Source organism: Streptomyces sp. NPDC005775 (assembly GCF_042871565.1).
Taxonomy (GTDB): Bacteria; Actinomycetota; Actinomycetes; order Streptomycetales; family Streptomycetaceae; genus Streptomyces.
On sequence record NZ_JBIAIU010000002.1, the window covers coordinates 693,839 to 717,617 of the forward strand.

The window sequence follows — 23,779 nt, forward strand, 5'->3', positions numbered from 1 at the left end:
CGCACACGCGCTCTGATCCAACACCCTTGACATCAACCGGCACTTCACTCCCTACTTGTTCCTGCGCCCCCCTCTGACAACGTTGTCCAAGCGCACTTCCTCGGGAGGAATGGCTCGGCATGCAGCCCCGACACGGTTCTCGCAAGAGACAAAGCAGCACGGCCGCACTGATCGCGGCCTCACTCGTCCTTCTCGTGACCGCCCCCACCGCGGCCGCCGCCACCTCGGCCGGCGCGAACGCGAAGGGCCAGAAGGCCGCCGGCGACCGGACATTCAGCTCATCCTTCGAAGCGGACGAAAAGCAGCCGGACTGGCGCAATACCGTTGAAGAAGGCCCCGATGGAAAGAAGCGGGCATCGGGTATCGATGGCGGCTTCTCCGCCGGAATACCGGGCAATGTGACCGACAAGGTCACAGATGTCCGCGCCAGCGACGAGAACACCGGCGGCGGCGAGGTGAAGGAAAACCTCGTCGACGGACAGTCCGGCACGAAATGGCTGTCGTTCGAGCCCACCGCCTGGGCCGAGTTCGACCTCGTCGAGCCGGTCAAGGTCGTGACGTACGCGCTGACTTCGGCCGACGACCACGACGAGCGGGACCCGAAGGACTGGACCCTTCAGGGCTCCGAGGACGGCAAGACCTGGACGGACCTGGACACCCGGACCGGCCAGACCTTCAGCGAGCGCTTCCAGACCAAGTCGTACGACTTCTCGGCGGACAAGGCCTACCAGCACTTCCGCCTGGACATCACGAAGAACAACGGCGCCTCGGACGCGACCCAGCTCGCCGACGTCCAGTTCTCCGACGGGGACACCTCCGCGCCCGCCCCCGACGACATGCGCAGCCAGATCGACCGCGGCCCGTCGGGCTCCCCCACGGCCAAGGCCGGCGCGGGCTTCACCGGAAAGAAGGCGCTGCGCTACGCGGGCACGCACAAGGCGGACGGCCGGGCGTACTCGTACAACAAGATCTTCGACGTCAACACGGCCGTCACCCGGGACACCGAACTTTCCTACCTGGTGTACCCCCAGATGGGTGAGACCGACCTGTCCTACCCGGCCACGCACGTCGCGGTGGACCTCGCGTTCACGGACGGCACCTACCTCAGCGATCTGCGCGCCACCGACACCAACGGCGGCCTGCTGACCCCCGGGGGCCAGGCCGACGCCAAGCGGCTGTACGTCAACCAGTGGAACAAGGTCGACGCGCGGATCGGCACCGTAGCGGCCGGCAAGACCGTCGACCGGATCCTCGTCGCGTACGACTCCCCCAAGGGCCCGTCGAAGTTCCAGGGCTGGATCGACGACGTCGAGATCGCCCCGAAGGCGCCCGAGAAGCGCAAGAAGCACCTCTCGGACTACGCCTCGACCGTCCGCGGCACCAACTCCAGCGGCGGCTTCTCGCGGGGCAACAACTTCCCCGCCACCGCCGTCCCCAACGGCTTCAACTTCTGGACGCCGGTCACCAACGCCGGATCCACCAGTTGGCTGTACGACTACGCGCGCGGCAACAACGACGACAACCTGCCCACCCTGCAGGCCTTCAGCGCCAGCCATGAGCCGAGCCCCTGGATGGGCGACCGGCAGACCTTCCAGCTGATGCCGTCGGCGGCCTCCGGCACCCCGGACGCCTCGCGCACGGCCCGCGCGCTGCCGTTCAAGCACGAGAACGAAACGGCGAAGCCCCACTACTACGGGGTGACGTTCGAGAACGGCCTCGAGGCCGAGATGACACCGAGCGACCACGCGGCACGGATGCGGTTCACGTATCCGGGCAAGGACGCGAGCATGGTCTTCGACAACGTCTCCAACGACGGCGGGCTCACCCTCGACCCGGCGACCAGCTCCTTCACGGGCTTCTCCGACGTGAAGAGCGGCGGCTCGACCGGTGCCACCCGGCTCTTCGTGTACGGCGTCTTCGACGCCCCGGTCACCGACAGCGGCAAGCTCTCGGGCGGTGGCGGCGCGGACGTCACGGGCTTCCTGCGCTTCGACGCGGGCAAGGACCGGACGGTCAACCTGCGCCTCGCCACCTCGCTGATCAGCATCGACCAGGCGAAGCAGAACCTCGCCGCCGAGATCCCCGCCTCGCGCTCCTTCGCCCGGGTCGAGGACAAGGCGCAGGACGCCTGGGACGACCTGCTGGGCAAGGTCGAGGTCGAGGGCGCGTCCGCCGACCAGCTGACCACGCTGTACTCCAGCATGTACCGGCTCTACCTCTACCCGAACTCGGGCTTCGAGAAGGTCGGCGGCAAGGACAAGTACGCCTCCCCGTTCTCCCCGCAGGTCGGCTCGGACACCCCGACGCACACCGGCGCGAAGATCGTCGACGGCAAGGTGTACGTCAACAACGGCTTCTGGGACACCTACCGGACGACGTGGCCCGCGTACTCCTTCCTCACGCCGAAGAAGGCCGGCGAGATGGTCGACGGCTTCGTCCAGCAGTACAAGGACGGCGGCTGGATCTCCCGCTGGTCCTCCCCCGGCTACTCGGACCTGATGACCGGCACCTCCTCGGACGTCGCGTTCGCCGACGCGTACGTCAAGGGCGTGAAGTTCGACGCCGAGGCGGCGTACGACGCGGCCCTGAAGAACGCCACGGTCGTCCCGCCGTCCTCGGGCGTCGGCCGCAAGGGCATGGAGACGTCCCCGTTCGCCGGGTACGCCAACACCTCGACCCACGAGGGCCTGTCCTGGTCGCTGGAGGGCTACCTCAACGACTACGGCATCGCGCAGATGGGCCAGGCGCTCTACAAGAAGACGCACAAGCAGCACTACAAGGACGAGTCCGAGTACTTCCTGAACCGGGCCCGTAACTACGTCGAGCTGTTCGACGACAAGGCGGGCTTCTTCCAGGGCAAGGACGCCAAGGGCGACTGGCGCCTGCCCTCCGACCAGTACGACCCCCGCGTCTGGGGCTACGACTACACGGAGACCAACGGCTGGGGTTACGCCTTCACCGCCCCGCAGGACAGCAAGGGCCTCGCCAACCTGTACGGCGGCCGGGACGGTCTGGCCAAGAAGCTGGACACGTACTTCTCCACCCCCGAGACGGCGGGCCCGGAGTTCGTCGGCAGTTACGGCGGCGTCATCCACGAGATGACCGAGGCCCGGGACGTACGGATGGGTCAGTACGGCCACAGCAACCAGGTCGCGCACCACGTCACGTACATGTACGACGCGGCCTCGCAGCCGTACAAGACGCAGGAGAAGGTCCGCGAGGTCCTGAGCCGTCTGTACACGGGCAGCGAGATCGGCCAGGGCTACCACGGCGACGAGGACAACGGCGAGCAGTCGGCCTGGTTCCTCTTCTCCTCCCTCGGCTTCTACCCGCTGGTCATGGGCAGTGGCGAGTACGCGATCGGCTCCCCGCTGTTCACCAAGACGACCGTGCACCTGGAGAACGGCCGCAAGCTGGTCGTCAAGGCGCCGAAGAACAGCGCGAAGAACATCTACGTGCAGGGCCTGAAGGTCAACGGCAAGAAGTGGACCTCCACCTCGCTGCCGCACGACCTGCTGGCCAAGGGCGGCGTGCTGGAGTTCGACATGGGCTCGAAGCCGTCGGCCTGGGGCACCGGCAAGGACGCCGCCCCGGTCTCCATCACCAAGGACGACCAGGTGCCTTCGCCGAACAAGGACGTGCTGAAGGGCGAGGGCGCGCTGTTCGACAACACCTCGGCCACCACGGCCACGGCCTCCACGGTGGAGCTGCCGGTTCCCTCGGCGACGGACGCGGTCCAGTACACGCTGACGTCGGGCGAGGCGGCCAAGGCCCCGAGCGGCTGGGTGCTGCAGGGTTCCCCGGACGGCACGACCTGGAAGGACCTCGACAAGCGGTCCGGCCAGTCGTTCGCCTGGAACAAGCAGACGAGGGCCTTCACGGTGAACGCGCGTGGTTCGTACGCGCACTACCGGCTGGTGCTCGACAGTGAGTCGACGCTCGCGGAGGTGGAGCTGATCTCCTGATCGCTTGCGGATGAACGGACGGCCGGCATCTCCCTCGCGGGATGCCGGCCGTCCGCGTTCTCACCCCACCGTGCAGTCGGGCTCGGGTGGCGGGACCGGGGTCGCCACCCGAGGAGCCATATCCGGAGGTCGCGGAAGCTCCCGACCGGGCGAATCGTTCAGGGACGGCTCGCTCCGACGGGAACTCCCCCGAGTCACCACGCGTCATGAGGACCGTGATGGACATGGACGGCGTGAAGCTCGACGAACTCAGCGAGATCTGGGACGACATACGGGAGAACTACGAGACATCCGACAACAGCGACTATGACCGGGCGGTGCTCGACTGCGCCGCCCGGCTCGCTTCCTCCCCCGGTGGCGAGTCGGCCTACGTGTGGGCGATCGGGCTGGCGCTGATGGCCCCGTACCTCACCTGGCTGCCGGGAGCGGGCGTCGCGGAGCAGGCCGTGGCGGCGCTGGAGGCCGCCGACAGGGCCCTGCGCGACCGCGCCTGCCCCCACGACTCGCATCCGTACCTGAGCCACGACGACGAGGAGGACGAATACCTCGCCGGGATTCTGCTCGCACTCGCCGACGAGAGCGCCGACTGGAACGAGGACAGCCCTCGGAGCGAGTGGCTCTGCCCGCACAACGCGGCCGGATTCGCGCGGATCGGCCTGGACATCATCCACCCCGGATCGGTCGCGGACGTGCCGCCGCGTCTGCCGGTGGAGGCCAAGGACAGCATCAGTACGCTGTCGGCGCTGCTGCACGGGTACCCGAAACCGTGGACCGACATCGACGACGAGATCAGCAGCCAGGCGTCGGAACTGTCCGGCGCGGCCCCGGCGGACCGCGCCGGGCGTCTGATGGTGGTCAGGGCCGTGACCTGGTACGCGGTTTCCGGCATGGTGCGTTCGAAGTCCGTCCTCGACCACCTGGCCGAGGCGGTGGAGGGGGTGCGGCCGCACTTCGCCGACGGCCATTGCGCCCATGACGGGCACCCGGCTCTGCCGGACAGCGGGCCGGACGCCGCGTCACTCGGCATCAAGCTGAGCAGTCCCGGCGGACGGGAGGTCTTCGAGCGGAGCCGCATCGCATCGGGCCGGAACACCCCGCTCGACGCGGTGGTGTGTCCGGTCCTCATGGCGGAGGTCGCGGACCGGACGCTGGCGCTCCTGCGCACGCGACGGGACGAACTCTTCGGGGAACGCGACACCTCGCACGCCGACGCCGCATATCTGCGTGCGGACGGCCGGCTGAACATCGAAAGGCTCGTGGAGCGGACGGACAGCAAGAGCTGGAACGAGGAGTACGCCGACGATCTGGGCCTGTGGGCCGCCCGTCGCCACGAGCAGTCCGACGACGACCGGGATCGCGCCGTGCTGCTGCTCGTGGCCCACCAGGCCACGAAGAACTCGTACCCGAGCCCTCCGCTCTCCGTCGTCCGGGGCGTCCTGGCCACCATGCGCGCGGTCGCTGCGGCCCCCCTGCCGGCCGAGTGCGTGCACGAGGACGAGCACCCGGTGCTGCGGCGCGCGGAGTTCCGCGCCGGCATGGCGCATTTCTGGGCCCCGGAGGAGTTCCCGCCGGGCGAGGAGTCCCGCAGCGCGGAGTCCTGGACCTGCCCGCGGTTCGCGGCGTCGGTCGCCGAGGAGTGCATAGGCGACCTGGCGGGCCTGTACGAGGAGGACGAGGTCGCCGACGCGCGCTGACGTCCGCCGGCCAAGGCCCCTTCAGAGCTGCGGGGTGTCCGGGACGGCGGTCGGGAACAGACTCTCCGGCAGGGTCACGTTCCAGGCGGTGATGACCGGCTCGCCGTGCTCCGTACCGAGCCGGGACACGGCGCCGGTCGCGAGCTGGAAGAGCGCCCCCTCCGCCGGGGTGAGGCCGAGGTAGCGGGCCGTCAGGACGCGCAGGAAGTGGGAATGGGCGACGAGCACGATGTCCTCGTCACCGGCGCGTTCGGCGGCTTCCCCCACCTCGGCCAGAATCCGGTCGGCCCGCTCACCGACCGCCGCGGGGGTCTCGCCCGGGTGCGCCGGAGGACCGGCCGTGACGCCGTCGGTCCAGAGGTTCCAGTCAGGGCGGGTGAGATGGATGTCATGGGTGGTGATGCCCTCGTACCCGCCGTAGTCCCACTCGCGCAGCTCGGGGGTGATGCGGGGCGCGGCCAGTCCGGCGAGCTCGGCGGTGCGCCGGGCCCGTACCGAGGGGCTGACCAGGGTGAGGGCGATGGAGCGGTCGGCGAGGAGGGGGGCGAGGGCGCGGGCCTGGCGTTCACCGAGGGGCGTCAGGGGCAGGTCGGTGTGGCTCGTGTGCTGTCCGTCGCGTGACCACTCGGTCTCGCCGTGCCGGATCAGGATCAACTCGCCCATGTGAAGGCCATCCGCTCTCAGTACTGTTACCGCTCACGTGCTGTCGGTGGTGCGAACCCCGTGGTCCACGATTGCATTCCGGCCGGAGCGAGGCGGGCGGGCGCGCCCGGGAGTGACCGGATGCGGCTGCGCGCCGTGCCGGTCCCCGGTGAGGATCTCCGCGATGACGTGCCGTGCGGTGTCCGCCATGAACGCGTTGGTCTGCCGGTAGTACTGGAGTTCCATCAGCGCGACGGACAGTGCCCAGCCGATACCGCGTGCCCAGGCGGCGTCGTCCGCCCCCGTCGCGGCGCGGAAGGTGTCACGCGCCCCGGCGGGCAGGACGTACCAGGCGACGATCAGGTCGACGGCGGCGTCACCCAGTCCGAGGCAGCCGAAGTCGATGACGGCGGTGAGCCGCCGGTCGGCCGTGAGCATGTTGCCCGGTTGCAGGTCCGCGTGGATCCAGACCGGCGGGCCGGCCGGTGCGGGTGCGCGCAGGGCCGCCTCCCAGACTTCGGTCGCCGCCGGGGTGTCGATGTCGGCGTGCAGGTCCGCGAGCGCCGCACGGACTGCGGGATCCCGGGCGGCCAGGGTTTCGCTGCGATAGGACGGGGGCCCGTCGGTGGGGTCGACGCGGTGGAGCGCCGTGGTGAAGCGGGCCAGGTCCCGGGCGAGCGGGGCGGCTTCGGCGGTGTCACCGGCCTTCGGGCAGTTCCCGTCGATCCACTCGTAGACGGACCAGGGCCATGGGTAGCCCTCGCCGGGCACGCCCGCGCCCAGCGGGACGGGGACGGCGACCGGGAGCGAGGGCGCGAGGCGCGGCAGCCAGTGGTGCTCCTTGACGGTGTCGTCGGCCGAGCCCGCGGTACGGGGGAGCCGGACGACCAGATCCTCTCCGAGCCGGAACATCACGTTGCTGGTCCCGGCGACACCGACGCGTTCGGTGGGGAGACCGGACCAGTGCGGGAACTGCGCGGCGATCAGCCGGTGCACCAGTGCGTCGTCGATTTCGGGCTCGTCGGCGTGCATCCTGCCTGCGCTCATCCCTGCCGTCCTGGAGCGGGTGGTTTCCGGTCGGGCGACATACGACCCCGGCCCGCGTGCACGCGTCAACCGCATATCGTCAGGCCCTACACCTCCAGGTTGGCGAAGAGACCGATGAGCCCGCCGACGACGTAGCTCGTGACGTCGGCGGCGGGCGGAATCCACGCCACCCACTCCGGGCACACCTCCTGGACGGGCCCGGTGCCCAGAGGGGAGAAGATGTTGGCCAGCGGGCCGAGTCCCGAGCTGATGGCGGCCAGGATGCGATCGGCGTCCCACTCGCCGCCCTCCTCGCAGTCGGCGACGATGTTCACGACAAGATCGACGAGGCCGAGGACCATGTTGAACGCGGACAGCGCGAAGGTCTTCAGCGACTCGGAGTCCGACGGCGTCGCACCATTGAGGTAGTCGTTCAAATAGTACATTTTGAACAGCTGCCAGCCGACTGTGGAGAGCGAGGCGAAGAGGGCCCCGACGGCCCAGTCGGCGATCGGCCATGCGTTGAGGGTGTCCATGGGGAACGGGATGGTCAGCGCGACCGACAGCAGGTTGCAGCCCACGCCGATCGCGGTGACCACACCGCCGTAGTCCGCCCAGCTGTCCGACCATGACTCGCCGGCCGCCGCACAGAGATCCAGGTACATGAGGGCGAGGCCCTCGACGACGCTGGCCAGAGCCCCGCCGACGTAGTAGATCGACGCCCACGGGCCGGTGGAGCCGGGGACGCCGTCGCCGCGGCGCCGCTGCGCGTCGGACTCCGGGGGCCAGCTCAGGCTCGCGGACTTTCCTTCGATGATGGTGCCGATGACATGCACGGGTACGGCCGCGAGGAGCGTGAGCCCCTCCAGGATGGTGATGCTCTCGACGAGCGGGTCACCGGCGAGCAGGGCGAAGAAGTTCCAGCCGAGCAGCAGAGGGACCACCAGCGGTCCGGAGAGGTTCGTCCCCAGAAACGTCTTCACGTCCTCGACGCAGTCCACGATCAGGCCGAGGAGGTCGACGACCACCTCGTCGAGCAGGGCGAGGAAGGCCTCGATCAGCTCTTCGGCGATCGTGCTGAGCAGGTCTCCGATGCCGAGGTTCTGCCACTCGCCCGGATCGGAGGGGTCGATCTGGGTCTTGATCCAGGCGATGACTTGCTGCACGGCTTCGCCGAACGCCCGGAACAGGTCCTTCGCCGCCTCCGATCCGAACAGCTCGCGGCAGAAGTCCCAGAAAGGATCGGGGTCATCGGTCGCACTCCCCCTGCCGGACCCGGTGGCCTGCCGGCCGAGATCCTCGATGAACTCGCTCACCGTGCGCTGAGCGGGCGAGGGCCGGCCCGGAGCCCGGCCGTCGCCGCCGCTGCCGGTCGGCGGGGTGACCGCGCCGAAGGTCCGATGGGTCAGGTAGTGGGCGTGCGGGCTGGCCGCCAGGTCGGCCGGCGAGACCGCCGTACCGCCGGCGCCCGTCTTCGTGATCGTGCTGGTGTTGCCCGTGACGGAGCTCGGTTCGGCGTACTGCTGATACGTGGAGTTGCCGCCCAGCGTCGTGCCGGAACCGATGCCGGTCGCGGCGCTGCCGAACCCGTCCCTGATCGCACCCTGGAGGTCGGCGAAGAACGACGACTGCGGTCCGAGGTTCGACCGGGCGTTGGCCAGGGCCGCGGCCACGGAGTCGATGGTGGCGGTCAGCCCCGCCGCCAGGGCCTCCTGGCAGGCGAAGACGGCCTTGCCGTCGAACAGGGCCTTGAGGAAGTCGATGACGTCCTTGACGTACGCCTCGATGGCCGAGAAGACGGCCATCACGACGTTGACCGCGTCCTCGATGCCCTTGATGATGATGCTGCCGATACTGACGATCGCGTCGCCGATCCTGACCGCGATCTGCACGATGCCGTCGACCAGGTTCACACCGACGTGATAGACCGTCATCGCCGCCGACTTGATGCCCTGCCAGATGCTGTCCGCGATGCTCTCGATGTCACCCCACAGGCTCTCGCCGATGAAGGTGTTGTGGAGTGCCAGTTCACGCAGGTAGGCGTCGCGGTCGTGGAACTCCTGGTAGCTGGGCCGGCCCGTGACGACGTCGCGGTTGATGATGAATCCCGCCAGGCCGCCGTCCGCGTCCTGAGCGGACCCCGAGCCCTGATTCGACTGACCGGTTCCCTTGGCCATCAGGCTCTGGATGGCGGTGTGCGCGTTGTCAGCGGTCATGACCGGGTCGTCGCCCTGCACGCCGGGGAACAGGCTGCCCGGACGCCGGGGGTTGGGGTTCTGCGCTCCGGAGATCGTGTCGGAGGTGAAGGTGGTGTTGCCGCCGCCCATGTAGGTGAGGGAGCCGGTGGTGCCGAGTCCTCCGTTGCTGATGCCCTCGGCACTGCCGGCTAGGTACGCCTGCACCGGGGCGGCCGGTGCGACGCTCAGCACCCCGAACGCGGGCTCGTCGTCGCGGTCGTCGCCGGACTGGCCCGGCGCATCGGTGAAGGTGAGGGTGGCGGGGGCGAAGTCGCTCGCGACGAGGGCGACGGTGGCAGTGCCGCCCGCCGTAGTGGTGACGGTGGTGGACTGGCCGTCGCCGGGCCCGATCATCTGGACGGTGCCGTTGAGGACGGCGGCGGTCACCGTCGAGGCGCTGACGTCGATCTTCCGGTTGCTCACCGGCACGCCGTTGACGTCGGTGAGGGTGAACTGGGTACGGTACGTCGCCAACTCGTACGTGTTGACCTGGGCCAGCGCCGGCGTGTGGTTCATCCAGCCGCCCGGACCGGCGTCGGTGGCCGCGTTGAGCTGGCGCAGCCGCAGTTCGCCCGCGGCGTTGGCCGTGAACAGCGTGGGCGGGTCGTAGGGGAAGAGCGACGGATACAGGGCGGCGCAGCCCTCGTTGACTCCGCCGCTTTCGGTGAGGCTGCCGGAGATCGCGACGCTCGGCGCCCACTGGATCGTGTATTTCTCGGGCGCGGCACTGCTGCTGAAGAGCCCGGTCTGTGTCAGGAAGAAGAGGTTCTCGTCCGAGTCGATGAGGAACACCGAGGTCGTGCCCGTGTGGTCGGTGACGGCCCGGGCCGATGTGATGGTGCCGCTCGTGTTCACCGGCAGCACGATGCTGCCGTACTCGGCGTCGTAGAGAAAGGGCACGCCGTTGGTGTCGACGTACAGCGGCCGGAAGCCGTACTCCATCCCTTCCCGGCAGACGTCCGCGAACGACTCCGCCGCGGTGACCGGTGGCGGCGAGACCGGTGGACGGGCGCGGGAGTAGGGGGACTGGGTGACCACGGTTTCGCCGATCCGCCACACCGAGGTCAGCGACTCACCGGCGGGCAACGACTTGTTGGCACAGACCAGGACCCAGTCGCCGAATTGCTGCGCGATCGGGAACAGCGTCCAGTCCGACGCGGTGTAGGGCGAACCGGGCTGGCCCATCATCTCGGAGTCCTGATGCCAGGCGGCTCCGTCGAAGCTCAGCGTGCTGCACAGGGCCAACCCGGGACCGACGTAGTTCACGTCGCTGACGGAGTAGACGATCGGGAACGGTCCCTCGCCGGTGGTCGGGAGGGGACCGTTGCTCCGGCCTTGGATGACGGGGTTGTAGTAGGCCACCTTGAGGGTCGGCACCGGGTACATGAACTCGAAGGTCTCCGTGACGATGTTGCCGTCACCGTCGAGCCAGCCGTGCCAGAGGGTGCGCGACGCGCCGAAGGCGTTTCTCAGGGTGCAGAAGAAGTTCGGGAAACCGACGGCCATGCACGAGACGACTGATACCGGCGTGCAGCCGTCCGGGATGCCGGGGATCGGGGTCAGGGTCCAGCCGTGCACCGCGGTGGGATCCTGGGCGAGGTAGTTCAGCGCGTACGTGCCGTTGTTCGAGGTCCCGTCCGAAGCGGTGTCGGTGATGACGAAGGCCTCGGCCAGCCCGTTCTTGAACGGGTTGCAGAACGTGCCGACCCAGGGGGCCGCACTCTGCGGAAGGTCCTGGTCGAGGCTGACCACGACGGTGTTGGTGTTGATGGCGTCCTGGATCAGGACGCTGCTGACCTGCGCGCTGAACGGCATCTTGGGGTACGGCGTGCTCACGGGCGGTCTCCGGGAGTTGGCGGCGACTTCGGGTCGGATCGGCGGTCGGCTCGCCGGTCAGCCGGACGGGGGGACGCTCCAGAGGTTGTCGCCGTTGTCGTCGACGATGCAGAGCGTGCCGGGGGCCTTGTCCACGATGAGCTGGGCGCCGTTCACGCCCGCCTTCCAGATGGCGGTGCCCTGGCCGTCGAGCAGCTGCAGATCGCCGTCGGTGGTGAACACGGCGCCCGCGCCGGGCTGCGACCAGTAGTCCGTTCCGGCCTGATCCCACAACAGCATTTGCTGTTCCTGCATCAGCAGTTGGGAGCCCGCCCGGCCGGTCGTGCCGGTTCCGGGGGTGAACCACCAGCCGGGAGGGCAACCGGTGGCGTCATCGCTGCTGGGCGGCGGCTGGCCGACCCGGAGGACGAGGACACCGGCGGACGTGATCTCCAGGCAGGGCCCGGGGCCCCTGGACAGAGTGAGGGTGTCGCCGGGACCGCCCCCGAAGTCGGCGGAGCTCCACACCAGGCCCACCCCGGTGCTGTCGTAGACCTCGAGCACGCCAGCCTCGGTGAAAGCGGCGGAGTGTCCGGGGGTGTTGCCGTCACTCCCGTCCGTGCCGGTGTTCCAGACCGGCTGACCGGACCGGTCGAGCAGGACCAGGTTGCCGTCGAGCTGCATGACCAGCACCACTCCGTCGGCGGCGATCTGAGCGCCGGGGGCGATCGGGGTGCCGGCCGGACACGGGGCCTGCGTACGGTTCGAGAACCAGAAGGGGAAGCCGTCGTCACCGACGAGCTGCACGCTGGGCGGAGCGTCGACGATTCTGAGGCTCGCCGTGCCCGCGGTCGTCCCGGTTCCCGACGTCCAGAGCGTGTCGCCGGACATGTCGACGACGGTCAGGTCGGCACTCTGGGTCAGCACCGCACCACCGACGCCGTCGAGGGGCACGGACCACACCGGGGTGTCGCCCGCGGTGAGCAGCAGACCGGCCGACTGCACGGTCAGCCTGGTGTTCAGGGGCGTGCTGACGCTCGAACCGGCGGGCAGCGCCGTGCCGGCGGGCATGGGGCTGACCAGCTCGACCGGCGGCAGTGGGGCGTTCTGCAGCACCTGGTAGCCGGACCACTGGCCGGTACAGCCGGGGAGCGTGGTGCTGTAACTGCCGGGCTGGTCGGAGGGTTCGTGGAGCCAGAGACTCTGGTCGTCGCCGATCACGAACAGGGCGGGGGCGTCACCCGGCACCTGGTCCGGGGCGAGCTGCACGGGGTCCGTGCCGGATCCGCCGACGTAGATCTGCGAGGCCGGGCCCATCATCGGCGTCTGGCCGTTGAAGCACGTGCTGATCTGCGGGATGGCGTAGACACTGTCGTCGGAGCCGATCACGTACAGGGTCGTGTTGACGCCGGCCACGGCCTGCCCGGCGACGGCCAGCCGGCACCCCAGGTTCGGCACCGGCAGCGCCATCGCCCCGGTGAATCCGGCCGGCCAGACCATCAGGTTGCGCTCGCCGCCCGGCTCGTTGTCCACGTAGACGCAGGCAGGGATGAGCGGCCCGCTCTCGGAGTAGGCCTGGATCACCGCGACGAGCCCGCCCGGGAAGGCGCCGCCGGCCACGCCCGGCCCGCCGCTGAGCCCGGGAGACGCGAGGGTGTGCCACGGCGTCAGGACGTTGCCGTTCCCGGAGCCGGACAGCTGCGTGACGCTGGGGGTGCCACTCCAGTTGAAGAACACGTTGAAATGCGGGCAGAAGCTCGTCGCGGTCGTCTCGGTCGGCGCCAGCACCATTCCGTTGTACTGGGGCGCGAAGTCAGGACTGCCGAAGGACTGGTACCGGGTCCAGCCGTTGCCGTCGAACGCGGTGACGCCGACGGTGGAGGAGTCCTGTGCGCCGTACAGGACAGGGCGCGGCGGGTCGTCACCGCCCGGCGGGGAGTAGGCGACGCTCAGACCGGTGACGATCGGGACCGAGCCCACCGGGCACTGCGGCGAGTCGCTCCAGCCTTCCGGGGTCAGTTCCAGCTGCCCGAGCGTCCCGGCCCCGTCGGTCCAGAACACGTTGACCCCGGCCGGGTCGCCGGAGCACCCGGTCACGGCCACGATCCCGCCGAAGCGCTCCGCTCCGCCGCCGAGCGTGTACGGACCGCCGGGCAGGTCCTCCACGCCCCAGCACGCACCGCCGTTCGAGGTCAGGTACCGCAGCGCCCCGGCCCCGTCCACGAACACCGCTTCGATCGCGCCCGACCCCGCGGGCGCGCCGTGGGGCACCGTGAAGGGGTTCCGGAACGCCGCCACCGGCGAGAACCCGCCCCCCTGGGCAGGAGACGCTACAGACACCGGCGAGGCCGCCACCGCACTTTTCACGGGCCTTGTCTGACACACCGTCACAGAATCGTGCGGGAGCGACGCGCCCGAAGGGGCTCCCCTCGGGTGACACTCCGCCAGTTTTGCCCGATCAGCCCCGCCCGCCCGGAGCAGCGGGACGGGGCAGCCCGTCCCGCCGCGTCCCGGCGCGTCGCCCCTATCGGTCCGCGCACCCGGCGCCTTGACCGACGGGGCCGACGGGCCCGCCGCGACCTCAGCCCCGGACGACGTCCAGGGACGTGTCGCCGACAACCACGACCTCGTACGGCCGGTCCGTGTCCGCCGTGACCCGGAGCGTGCCGCCCTCGCGGACCAGTTCGTACGTGGCGGCCGGGGCGCCCGTGAGGTCGGGGACGGTCACCGTGCGGGTGAAGTCGCCGAGGCCCTCGGGGGCGTACACACGCAGCTCGAGGTTCTGCGTCCAGTCGCCGTCGGGACGGGAGGCGTCCGCGCCGAGCGGCAGGACCGCGCCGGGGCGCACCAGGAGCGGCAGGCTGTCGAAGCCGTGGGTGCCGTGGTGCCAGGCGGGGCCGGTGACGGTCTCGCCGGTCAGGAAGTGGGTCCAGGTGCCCTCGGGGACGTAGTACTCGACCTGGCCGTCCTCGCTGAAGACCGGGGCCACGAGGAGGTCGGGGCCCAGCAGGTACTGGCGGTCCACCGTGCGGGTGGCCGGGTCGTCGGGGAACTCCAGCAGCATCGGGCGCATGGTGGGGACGCCGGTGTCGCGGGCCTCGACGGCGGCACCGTACAGGTACGGCATGAGGCGGTGCTTCAGTTCGGTGAACTGCTTGGCGACCGCGACCGCCTCGTCACCGAACTCCCACGGCACCCGGTAGGACGAGGAGCCGTGCAGGCGGCTGTGCGAGGAGAGCAGGCCGAACGCGAGCCAGCGCTTGAAGACCGCGGGGTCGGGGGTGCCCTCGAAGCCGCCGATGTCATGGCTCCAGAAGCCGAAGCCGGACAGGGAGAGGGAGAGGCCGCCGCGCAGGGACTCGGCCATCGCGCCGAAGGAGGACCAGCAGTCGCCTCCCCAGTGGACGGGGAACTGCTGGCCGCCGGCGGTGGCGGAGCGGGCGAAGAGGACGGCCTCGCCCGCACCGCGCTCCTTCTCCAGGAGTTCGAAGACGGCCTTGTTGTACAGGTGCGTGTAGTAGTTGTGCATGCGCTCGGGGTCGGAGCCGTCGTGCCAGACGACGTCGGTGGGGATGCGCTCGCCGAAGTCCGTCTTGAAGCCGTCGACGCCCTGGTCGAGGAGCGTCTTCAGCTTGGCCTGGAACCAGGCGGTGGCCTCGGGGTTGGTGAAGTCGACCAGGGCCATGCCGGCCTGCCACTTGTCCCACTGCCAGATGTCACCCTCGGAGGTGAGGACGAAGTAGCCCTTCTCCGCGCCTTCCGCGTACAGGGCGCTCTTCTGTGCGATGTACGGGTTGATCCAGACGCAGATCTTCAGGCCCTTGTCCTTGAGCCGGGCGAGCATGCCGACCGGGTCGGGGAAGGTGTCCGGATCCCATTCGAAGTCGCACCACTGGTACTCGCGCATCCAGAAGCAGTCGAAGTGGAAGACGGAGAGCGGGATGCCGCGCTCGGCCATGCCGTCGACGAACGAGGTGACCGTGGCCTCGTCGTAGTCGGTGGTGAAGGAGGTGGTCAGCCAGAGGCCGAACGACCAGGCCGGGGGCAGGGCCGGGCGGCCGGTCAGGGCGGTGTAGCGGGCGAGGACGTCCTTGGGCGTGGGTCCGGCGACGACGAAGTACTCCAGCGTCTGGTCCTCGACGCTGAACTGCACCTGGCCGACCGCTTCGGAGCCGACCTCGAAGGAGACCTTGCCGGGGTGGTTGACGAAGACACCGTAGCCGCGCGAGGAGAGGTAGAACGGGATGTTCTTGTAGGCCTGCTCGCTGCTGGTGCCGCCGTCGGCCTGCCACATGTCGACGACCTGGCCGTTCTTGACGTACGGGGTGAACCGCTCGCCGAGGCCGTGGATCGTCTCGCCGACGCCGAGCGCGAGCTGGGCGACCATGTGGTGGCTGCCGTCGTCCCGGACGGTGGCGAAGGCGGTGCCCTTGCGTCCGGCGGTGGTCAGCGGGCGGCCGTCCGCGTCGAGGAACTCCAGGCCGAAGCCGCCCTCGGTGGGGAGGCGGAGGGTGAGCGGTCCGCTGGTGAGCTCGGCGGTCGGGCCGTCGTCGCGGGTGGTGGCCGCGCTGTCGCCGGTGGCGCCGGGGAGGCCGAACTCGGGCCCGGGGCGGCGCTTGCCGGCGAGGTGGGTGACGCGCACACCGATGACGCCTTCGGCGGCGGCGTACGCCTCCACCGTGATCAGGGGGGCGTTGAGCGTGTCCCCGCGCCGCGTCACGCGCTTGACTGCGGCGTGGGCGGTGAGGCGGCCGGCGTCGAGGCGCAGGTCGCGGATTTCGGTGGCGTACGAGGCGTGGACACCGTCTCGCATCTGCCAGAAGCCGTCGGTGAACTTCATGGGGGGTCTTCCTTAGCCGGTACGGGGGCGTGTTCGGGGTGCGTCGTCGGCAGGGCGGGGCGCAGCGGGCGGCCTTCGCCAGTCATCCCGCACGACGGTATGTCGTGCCTCGTTCCTGTGGGTCCCAGTTTTGATCGTACACAAAACAAATAAATCTTCGAAGCGCTTCGACAGCACCGAAAGCCCCCCGAACCCCGCCCCACCTGCGCCCCAAGCACCCCTTGCCGACTGCCTTGTTGTCCCTATGTGACGGCTGTGTCACAGGGATGGTCTAGTCACAAACGTCGAGATGCCGTATTAGTACTGCCAGCAAACAAATCGGTCGGACGGCAGAGCAGCCGCCCGGGCCATGTCGACAAGAGGCAGCAGAATGTCGAATCGCTTCACCCCCACCCCCGCCGACCGGTTCACCTTCGGGCTCTGGACCGTCGGCTGGCGAGGCAACGACCCCTTCGGTGACGCCACCCGCCCCGCCCTGGACCCGGTCGAGTCCGTCGAGCGCCTCGCGGAGCTCGGCGCCCACGGTGTGACGTTCCACGACGACGACCTGATCCCGTTCGGCGCGTCCGACAGCGAGCGCGCCGCGATCGTCACGCGCTTCAAGGCCGCCCTGGGCCGCACCGGTCTCAAGGTCCCCATGGCCACCACCAACCTCTTCACCCACCCCGTCTTCAAGGACGGCGGTTTCACCTCCAACGACCGCGACGTCCGCCGCTTCGCGCTGCGCAAGGTCATCCGCAACATCGACCTGGCCGTCGAACTGGGCGCCGAGACGTATGTCGCCTGGGGCGGCCGCGAGGGCGCCGAGTCCGGCGGGGCCAAGGACGTGCGGGTCGCGCTGGACCGGATGAAGGAAGCGTTCGACCTGCTCGGCGAGTACGTCGTGGACCAGGGGTACGACCTCAGGTTCGCGATCGAGCCCAAGCCGAACGAGCCGCGCGGCGACATCCTGCTCCCGACCGTCGGCCACGCCCTCGCCTTCATCGAGCGCCTGGAGCGCCCGGAGATGTACGGCGTGAACCCCGAGGTCGGCCACGAGCAGATGGCCGGGCTGAACTTCGCCCACGGCATCGCGCAGGCCCTGTGGGCGGGCAAGCTCTTCCACATCGACCTCAACGGCCAGTCCGGCATCAAGTACGACCAGGACCTCCGCTTCGGCGCCGGTGACCTGCGCCAGGCCTTCTGGCTCGTCGACCTGCTGGAGGACTCGGACTACGCGGGACCGCTGCACTTCGACTTCAAGCCGGTGCGCACCGACGGCATCGACGGGGTCTGGGAGTCCGCGAAGAACTGCATGCGCAACTACCTCATCCTCAAGGAGCGCGCGCTGGCGTTCCGCGCCGACCCGGCCGTGAAGGAGGCGCTCGCCGCCTCCCGTCTGGACGAGCTCGCGCAGCCCACCGCGGCCGACGGCGTCAAGGCGCTGCTCGCGGACCGTTCCGCTTACGAGGACTTCGACGTGGACGGCGCCGCCCAGCGCTCGATGGCCTTCGAGGCGCTCGACCAGCTCGCCATGGAGCACCTGCTCGGCGTCAGCTGACCCCCCGGGGCGCCCGGCTCGCCGGGCACCCCTTCTCCCCGGGCGCGGACCTGCCGGACCCGCGCCGGGGCGGATGATCCACCTCGTCGGGACACAGTGGTCCCCCCGGGCCGGCACCCCTCTCACGCAAGGGCACCATCGTGACAGCACCTTCTCCGGACGGCATGCGCCGGCCGCGCCACCGTCCTCACCGGCGGGTCATCGTCCCGCTCACCGTCGTCTCCGCGCTGCTCGGCGGCGTCGTCCTGTCCGGCTGCGGGCAGCAGCGGGACCCGGACGTGTACACCGTCATGAACTCGTCGACCGACGAGTCCTACCACCGCTGGGACGCCCAGACGCTGGCCCGGTGCAGCAAGGCCCTCGGCGTGAAGATCGAGCAGCAGAGCGTCCCCGCCTCGCAGGTGATGACGAAGGCCCTGCGGATGGCGTCCTCGAAGTCGCTGCCGGACGTGCTCCAGCTGGACGCCTCGGAGATGCCGACGTTCGCCGAGGCGGGCGGGCTGATCCCGCTGAAGGACCTCGGTCTGACGACGAAGGACATCCCCGAGGGGATCGTCGACTTCGGTTCGTACGACGGGCAGTACTACGGGGCCGCGCGCACCGTGAACACCCTGGCGCTGTTCTACAACAAGGACACCCTGGCCAAGGCCGGCCTGGAGGTGCCCACCACCTGGGCCGAGATGCAGGCGACCGCCAAGAAGCTCACCCAGGGCAAGCGGTACGGGCTGGCGCTCAGCGCGGGCGGCGCGGAGGACGGCGTCTTCCAGTTCACCCCGTTCATGTGGTCCAACGGCGGCGACGAGACGAAGCTCGACACTCCGCAGGTGGCCGGGGCGCTCGACTACTGGAAGAGCCTCCTCAAGGACGGTTCGCTGTCCAAGTCGACGGTCAACTGGACCCAGGCCGACGTGAACGACCAGTTCATGGCCGGCAACGCCGCGATGATGATCAACGGCCCGTGGCAGGTGGAGACCCTCAACTCGAAGAAGGGTCTGAACTGGGGCATCGCCCAGATCCCCGTCCCGAAGGCCGGCGACGACTCGGTGGGTCCGCTGGGCGGCGGGGTGCTGACCGTGCCCAACACCGGTGACGAGGAACGCGAGAAGACGGCGGCCAGGATCATAGGCTGCATGTCGGGCGAGCAGGAGCAGATCACCTACGCGATCAACAGCTGGATGGTCCCGGCCAACGAGAAGGCCGCCGCCGTGTGGCGTACGAAGGCACCGGAACTGGCCGCCCTCGCCGACCAGGTCGCCACGGCCCGTTCGCGTACGGCCAAGCTCGGCGCGCAGTGGTCGTCCGTGTCGCTGGCCCTCCAGAGCGCCTTCCAGTCCGCGCTCACCGGTGAGTCCAGCGAGGCCGCTCTGAAGCGTGCCCAGCAGCAGGTCACGAGCGGGAACTGAGGTATACGAACCATGTCATCCACCACAGCCTCGGCCGCCGCGCTGCCGGCCGACCCGAAGGCCTCCGCGGCCGGTGCGGTCAACAAGCCGGTGAACCCGCGGAGCGCCAAGCGGCGCAGGACGCTCGCCCAGTGGGGGTTCATCGCCCCCGCCGTGATCTTCATGGCGCTGTTCTTCGGCTACCCGCTCGTCCGCAACATCGTGATGAGCTTCCAGGACTACTCGCCGTCCACGTTCTTCACCGGCGAGGCACCGTTCAACGGCTTCGACAACTGGAGCAACGTCTTCAACGACGGGCTGTTCGGCAAGGCCCTGTGGCAGACGATCCTCTTCACCGTCGGATCGCTCGTCGGCCAGTTCTGCATCGGCCTGGCCCTCGCCGTCTTCTTCACCCGCCGCTTCCCCCTGAACGGCATCCTGCGCTCGCTGATCCTGCTGCCGTGGCTGGTCCCGATGGTCGTCTCCGGCATCGTGTGGCGGCGCATCTTCGACCAGGACACCGGGGTCCTGAACTCCTTCCTGGGCACCGTCGGCCTCCCCGGAGACACACCGTGGCTGACCAGCACCAGCATGGCGCTGATCTCGGTGGTCCTGGTGAACATCTGGATCGGCATCCCGTTCAACATGGTGATCCTCTACGGCGGCCTCCAGGAGGTCCCCAAGGAGCTGAACGAGGCCGCCTCGCTCGACGGCGCGTCCGCCTGGCGCACGTTCCGCTCGGTCACCCTGCCGATGCTCAAGCCCGTCATCACCGTGGTGCTCGTGCTCGGCTTCATGTCGACGGTGAAGATCCTCGACCTGGTCCTCGCCCTCACCGACGGCGGGCCCGCCGACTCCACCCAGACGCTCGGCACGCTCACGTACCAGAACTCCTTCGTCCAGATGGACTTCGGGGCCGGTGCCGTGGTCGGCAACATCCTGATCCTGATCTCCGCCGTCTTCGCGGTGTTCTACCTGCGGGTCAACCGCAACGAGGGGAAGTGACCGGCATGGCGACCACCACCCAGATCCCCGCCGCCCCGGCTCCCGCCGTCCACCGGCCGAAGCGCCGCTGGGGCGCGACCGTCTTCGGCGTCGTCGTCCTCGCGGTGATGCTGTTCCCGCTGTACTGGATGATCAACACCGCGCTGCAGCCGGACGCGGGCCTGGTCGACGTCGGCCCGGTCCCGACGGGCGTGGACTTCTCCGGCTTCACCTCCGCGATCACCGACCAGGGCGGCAACCTGCTGACCTCGCTGGCCGTGGCGCTCGGCGCCGTGGCCATCTGTCTGGCGATCTCCGCGCCGGCGGCGTACGGCCTGGCGCAGTTCAAGCTGCGCGGCAGCAAGACGATCGTCTTCGGCACGCTCATCACCCAGATGGTGCCCGGCATCGTCATCGCGAACGCCCTGTACAGCGCGTACGTGGACCTCGGGCTGGTCAACTCCTACTTCGGCCTGATGCTGGCGGACGCCTCACTGGGTATCCCCTTCGCGATCGTGCTGATGCGCTCGTTCATGGTGTCCATCCCGCGCGAGGTCATCGAGGCCGCGGAGGTCGACGGCGCCGGACGCTTCCGTACGTTCGTGCAGGTCGTGCTCCCGATGAGCCGCAACTCGCTGATCACCGCAGGGCTGTTCTCGTTCCTGTACGCATGGAGCGACTTCATGTTCGCGCTGACCCTGAACACCACGGACGACGTCAAGCCGATCACACTGGGCATCTACCAGTACATCGGCGCCCACGTCGGTGACTGGGGTTCGGTCATGGCCGCTTCCGTGCTCTCCGCGGTCCCGGCGGCGGTTCTGCTCGTCCTGTCCCAGAAGTACATCGCTGCCGGGATCACCGGCGGCTCGGTCAAGTAAGGGTTTCCATGAGTGACTTCCCGGCCTTCCCGCCCGGTTTCGTCTTCGGCGCCGCCACGGCGTCGTACCAGATCGAGGGCGCCGTCGACGAGGACGGCCGCGGGCCGTCCATCTGGGACACCTACAGCCACACGCCGGGGAAGACCGATGGCGGTGACACGGGTGACGTGGCGTGCGACCACTACCACCGCTACCCCGAGGACGTGGCGCTGCTGCGTGACCTGGGGGTGGACTCGTACCGCTTCTCGATCGCCTGGTCGCGCATCCAGCCGGAAGGCAGCGGGGCGATAAACGCCAAGGGCCTGGACTTCTACTCCCGGCTCGTCGACGAGCTCCTCGCGGCGGGCATCGAGCCGGCCGCCACCCTCTACCACTGGGACCTGCCGCAGGCCCTGGAGGACAAGGGCGGCTGGCGGGTGCGCGAGACCGCGGAGCGCTTCGGCGAGTACACGGCGATCATGGCGGAGCACCTGGGCGACCGGGTGCCGCGGTGGATCACGCTGAACGAACCGTGGTGCAGCGCGTTCCTCGGCTACTCGGTCGGGCGCCACGCGCCGGGCGCGAAGGAGGGCCGCGGCGCCCTGGCCGCCGCGCACCACCTGCTCGTCGGCCACGGCCACGCGATGACCGCGCTGCGCGCGGCGGGGGTCCGCGAGGCGGGGATCACGCTCAACCTGGACCGCAACGTCCCCGCCACCGAGTCGGACGCCGACCTCGCCGCGGTCGTCCGCGCGGACACCCAGCACAACCTGGTGTGGACCGAGCCGATCCTGGCGGGCCGCTACCCGGCCACCGAGGAGGAGACCTGGGGCGAGCTCATCACCGGCCAGGACTTCCGGCGCGAGGGCGACCTTGAGCTGATCTCCCAGCCGATGGACTTCCTGGGCATCAACTACTACCGCCCCATCGTGGTCGCCGCCGCCCCGCACCGCGAGGCCGACCCGGCGCTGCGGGTCGCCACCGACAACCGCTACAGCGAGGGCGAGTACCGGGGCGTCCGCAAGACGGCGATGAACTGGCCGGTCGTGCCCGAGTCGTTCACCGACCTGCTGACCGCGCTGAAGCAGACGTACGGCGACGCGCTGCCGCCCGTGCACATCACGGAGAACGGCTCGGCGGAGTTCGACACCGTGGACGCGGACGGTTCGGTGCACGACGCGGACCGCGTGACCTATCTGCAGACCCATCTGACCGCGCTGCGCGCGGCGATGGAAGCGGGCGTCGACGTGCGGGGCTACTACGTCTGGTCGCTGCTGGACAACTTCGAGTGGGCGCTGGGCTACGCGAAGCGGTTCGGGATCATCCGGGTCGACTACGACACGCTGGAGCGCACGCCGAAGGACAGCTACCGCTGGTACCAGGAGCTGATCGCGGCCCACCGGAAGTAGTCCGGTCCGCCCCTCGGCCGCCCCGTTCGCCGTACGCACGGCGGGCGGGGCGGCGTGCTGCGCGGGCGGGCGCCGTCAGCGCGCCGCGTACGCCGCCGGGTCCGCCAGGACCCCGCGCACCACCCGGGCCGCCGCGCCCCGTGCCGCGTCGCCGGAGAGCGAGGAGGCCCGCAGCCCGCTGCCGTCGCTCCGCCACCGGCCCGACACCACCCGCTCCGCGAGCTGCGTCTCGGCCGCTTCGGCGAGCCACGGCTTCAGGTCGCGGTAGATACCGCCGAGCACAACGGTGCCCAGATCGAAGAGGTTGACCGCCCCGGCCAGCACCACGCCCATCCGGTCACCGGCCGCCCGCAGCAACTCCAGCGTGTCCGGGTCGCCCGACCTCGCCCGCCTCTCCAGCTCGCCGAGTCCGCGCACCCCCGCGGCCGGGTCGATGCCCGCGGCCCGCAGCAGCGCCGCCTGTCCGGCGTACTGCTCGAGGCAGCCGCGCGCGCCGCACCCGCACAGCGGGCCCTCCGGGTCGACGACCACGTGGCCGACCTCGCCGGCGAACCCGTGGGCGCCACGCAGCAGTTCGCCCTGGAGCACCAGCGCACCGCCGACGCCGATCTCGCCGGTGAGGTAGAGGAAGCAGCCCGTGTCGCCGAGGCCGCCGAACCACAGCTCGGCCAGGGCCGCCAGATTGGCCTCGTTGTCGGAGCTCACCGCCAGCGCCCGCCCGGCCGGTCGCAGGGTGCTGAGCGCCTGGCCGAAGATGCCTTCGGCCGCGACCCGGTACCACCCCAGGTTCGGCGCCTGGCGGACCATGCCGCCGGAGACGAGCCCGGGCAGCGCCAGCTCGACGCCGACGGCCCGCAGCCCCTGCTCGCCGGTCGAGGTGATGACGCGGTTGGTGAGCCGGGCGGCATGGGCGAGGGCCTCGGCCGGCGGGGTGTTCCGGTTGTCGATGTGCTCGGTGACGCGGACCCGGTCGGTGCCGGTGAGCCCGACCGCGCAGACCGAGACGTAGTCGATGTTGATCTCGACGCCGAGTCCGGCCGGGCCGGTGTCCGAGACCTTCAGCACGGTGCCCGGACGTCCGGCGCTGCCGCTGAACGTCTTGCCGGACTCGGTCAGGTGGTCGAGCGCCAGCAGCTCCTCGACGAGCGAGGAGACGGCGGCCCGGGTGAGCCCGACGCGGGCGGCCACCCGGGCACGGGTCGCCTCGCCCTCCTCCAGGACAGCACGCAGGACGAGGCCGAGGTTGTTGCGGCGCACGGTCTCGGTTCCGGCCTTGGCGCCGGGCGAGGTGGGGCGGATCGTCGTCATCAGACCTTCGAGCGTAGGGCCTCGGGACCGCGACGACGCGCATGCGCCCGCGGACGACCTGCGGTTTCGTGCCCGGG

General features: G+C 69.9%; 13 protein-coding genes. 7 read left to right on the forward strand and 6 right to left on the reverse strand.

What is annotated here, in order from left to right:
* The first annotated feature begins 119 nt into the window (after positions 1 to 119).
* Positions 120 to 3,965, forward strand: coding sequence for a GH92 family glycosyl hydrolase (locus tag ACFYPA_RS07010; RefSeq protein ID WP_389130240.1), 3,846 nt, complete (start codon positions 120 to 122; stop codon positions 3,963 to 3,965).
* A 224-nt stretch (positions 3,966 to 4,189) separates the two neighbouring features.
* Positions 4,190 to 5,659 carry a hypothetical protein gene (locus ACFYPA_RS07015; RefSeq protein ID WP_389130243.1) on the forward strand — a complete coding sequence of 490 codons (1,470 nt, stop codon included), beginning with the start codon at positions 4,190 to 4,192 and terminating at the stop codon, positions 5,657 to 5,659.
* Between the two features lie 21 nt (positions 5,660 to 5,680).
* Here ACFYPA_RS07015 and ACFYPA_RS07020 read toward each other — a convergent pair whose 3' ends face one another.
* The 5 genes from ACFYPA_RS07020 to yicI all read right to left on the reverse strand — a co-directional run bounded on the left by ACFYPA_RS07020 (position 5,681) and on the right by yicI (position 16,219).
* A complete protein-coding gene (locus tag ACFYPA_RS07020) occupies positions 5,681 to 6,322 on the reverse strand; it encodes a histidine phosphatase family protein (RefSeq protein ID WP_359084440.1) in 642 nt (213 codons plus the stop codon).
* A 33-nt stretch (positions 6,323 to 6,355) separates the two neighbouring features.
* Positions 6,356 to 7,348, reverse strand: a complete 993-nt coding sequence (locus tag ACFYPA_RS07025; RefSeq protein WP_389130246.1) for an aminoglycoside phosphotransferase family protein — start codon at positions 7,346 to 7,348, stop codon at positions 6,356 to 6,358.
* An 86-nt stretch (positions 7,349 to 7,434) separates the two neighbouring features.
* Positions 7,435 to 11,400: a hypothetical protein gene (locus tag ACFYPA_RS07030; RefSeq protein WP_389130249.1), complete on the reverse strand. Its 3,966-nt coding sequence runs from the start codon at positions 11,398 to 11,400 to the stop codon at positions 7,435 to 7,437.
* 57 nt (positions 11,401 to 11,457) lie between these two features.
* Positions 11,458 to 13,677 (reverse strand): hypothetical protein, encoded by a 2,220-nt coding sequence (locus ACFYPA_RS07035; protein ID WP_389130252.1) that lies wholly within the window; start codon positions 13,675 to 13,677, stop codon positions 11,458 to 11,460.
* 283 nt (positions 13,678 to 13,960) lie between these two features.
* Positions 13,961 to 16,219 (reverse strand): alpha-xylosidase, encoded by a 2,259-nt coding sequence (yicI, locus tag ACFYPA_RS07040; RefSeq protein WP_389130255.1) that lies wholly within the window; start codon positions 16,217 to 16,219, stop codon positions 13,961 to 13,963.
* A gap of 370 nt (positions 16,220 to 16,589) precedes the next feature.
* Here yicI and xylA point away from each other — a divergent pair, with 370 nt between their 5' ends.
* From xylA to ACFYPA_RS07065, 5 genes are all read left to right on the forward strand, one after another.
* A complete protein-coding gene (xylA, locus tag ACFYPA_RS07045; RefSeq protein WP_389130258.1) occupies positions 16,590 to 17,759 on the forward strand; it encodes a xylose isomerase in 1,170 nt (389 codons plus the stop codon).
* A gap of 164 nt (positions 17,760 to 17,923) precedes the next feature.
* Positions 17,924 to 19,162 carry a sugar ABC transporter substrate-binding protein gene (locus tag ACFYPA_RS07050; protein WP_359084558.1) on the forward strand — a complete coding sequence of 413 codons (1,239 nt, stop codon included), beginning with the start codon at positions 17,924 to 17,926 and terminating at the stop codon, positions 19,160 to 19,162.
* Positions 19,163 to 19,174: 12 nt separating this feature from the next.
* Positions 19,175 to 20,146 (forward strand): sugar ABC transporter permease, encoded by a 972-nt coding sequence (locus tag ACFYPA_RS07055; RefSeq protein WP_359084446.1) that lies wholly within the window; start codon positions 19,175 to 19,177, stop codon positions 20,144 to 20,146.
* Positions 20,147 to 20,151: 5 nt separating this feature from the next.
* Positions 20,152 to 21,006 (forward strand): carbohydrate ABC transporter permease, encoded by an 855-nt coding sequence (locus ACFYPA_RS07060; protein ID WP_359084447.1) that lies wholly within the window; start codon positions 20,152 to 20,154, stop codon positions 21,004 to 21,006.
* 8 nt (positions 21,007 to 21,014) lie between these two features.
* Positions 21,015 to 22,394: a GH1 family beta-glucosidase gene (locus ACFYPA_RS07065; RefSeq protein ID WP_359084449.1), complete on the forward strand. Its 1,380-nt coding sequence runs from the start codon at positions 21,015 to 21,017 to the stop codon at positions 22,392 to 22,394.
* Between the two features lie 75 nt (positions 22,395 to 22,469).
* Here the strand turns inward: ACFYPA_RS07065 and ACFYPA_RS07070 are convergent, their stop codons facing one another.
* Entirely contained in the window at positions 22,470 to 23,702 is a 1,233-nt protein-coding gene (locus ACFYPA_RS07070) for an ROK family protein (protein WP_389130263.1), read from the reverse strand.
* Positions 23,703 to 23,779 lie beyond the last annotated feature (77 nt).

Bases quoted from the DNA above. Each gene is read 5' to 3' on its own strand.
- ACFYPA_RS07010 (WP_389130240.1), top strand. From the start codon at position 120: ATGCAGCCCCGACACGGTTCTCGCAAGAGACAAAGCAGCACGGCCGCA.
- ACFYPA_RS07015 (WP_389130243.1), top strand. From the start codon at position 4,190: ATGGACGGCGTGAAGCTCGACGAACTCAGCGAGATCTGGGACGACATA.
- ACFYPA_RS07020 (WP_359084440.1), bottom strand. From the start codon at position 6,322: ATGGGCGAGTTGATCCTGATCCGGCACGGCGAGACCGAGTGGTCACGC.
- ACFYPA_RS07025 (WP_389130246.1), bottom strand. From the start codon at position 7,348: ATGAGCGCAGGCAGGATGCACGCCGACGAGCCCGAAATCGACGACGCA.
- yicI (WP_389130255.1), bottom strand. From the start codon at position 16,219: ATGAAGTTCACCGACGGCTTCTGGCAGATGCGAGACGGTGTCCACGCC.
- xylA (WP_389130258.1), top strand. From the start codon at position 16,590: ATGTCGAATCGCTTCACCCCCACCCCCGCCGACCGGTTCACCTTCGGG.
- ACFYPA_RS07050 (WP_359084558.1), top strand. From the start codon at position 17,924: ATGCGCCGGCCGCGCCACCGTCCTCACCGGCGGGTCATCGTCCCGCTC.
- ACFYPA_RS07055 (WP_359084446.1), top strand. From the start codon at position 19,175: ATGTCATCCACCACAGCCTCGGCCGCCGCGCTGCCGGCCGACCCGAAG.
- ACFYPA_RS07060 (WP_359084447.1), top strand. From the start codon at position 20,152: ATGGCGACCACCACCCAGATCCCCGCCGCCCCGGCTCCCGCCGTCCAC.
- ACFYPA_RS07065 (WP_359084449.1), top strand. From the start codon at position 21,015: ATGAGTGACTTCCCGGCCTTCCCGCCCGGTTTCGTCTTCGGCGCCGCC.
- ACFYPA_RS07070 (WP_389130263.1), bottom strand. From the start codon at position 23,702: ATGACGACGATCCGCCCCACCTCGCCCGGCGCCAAGGCCGGAACCGAG.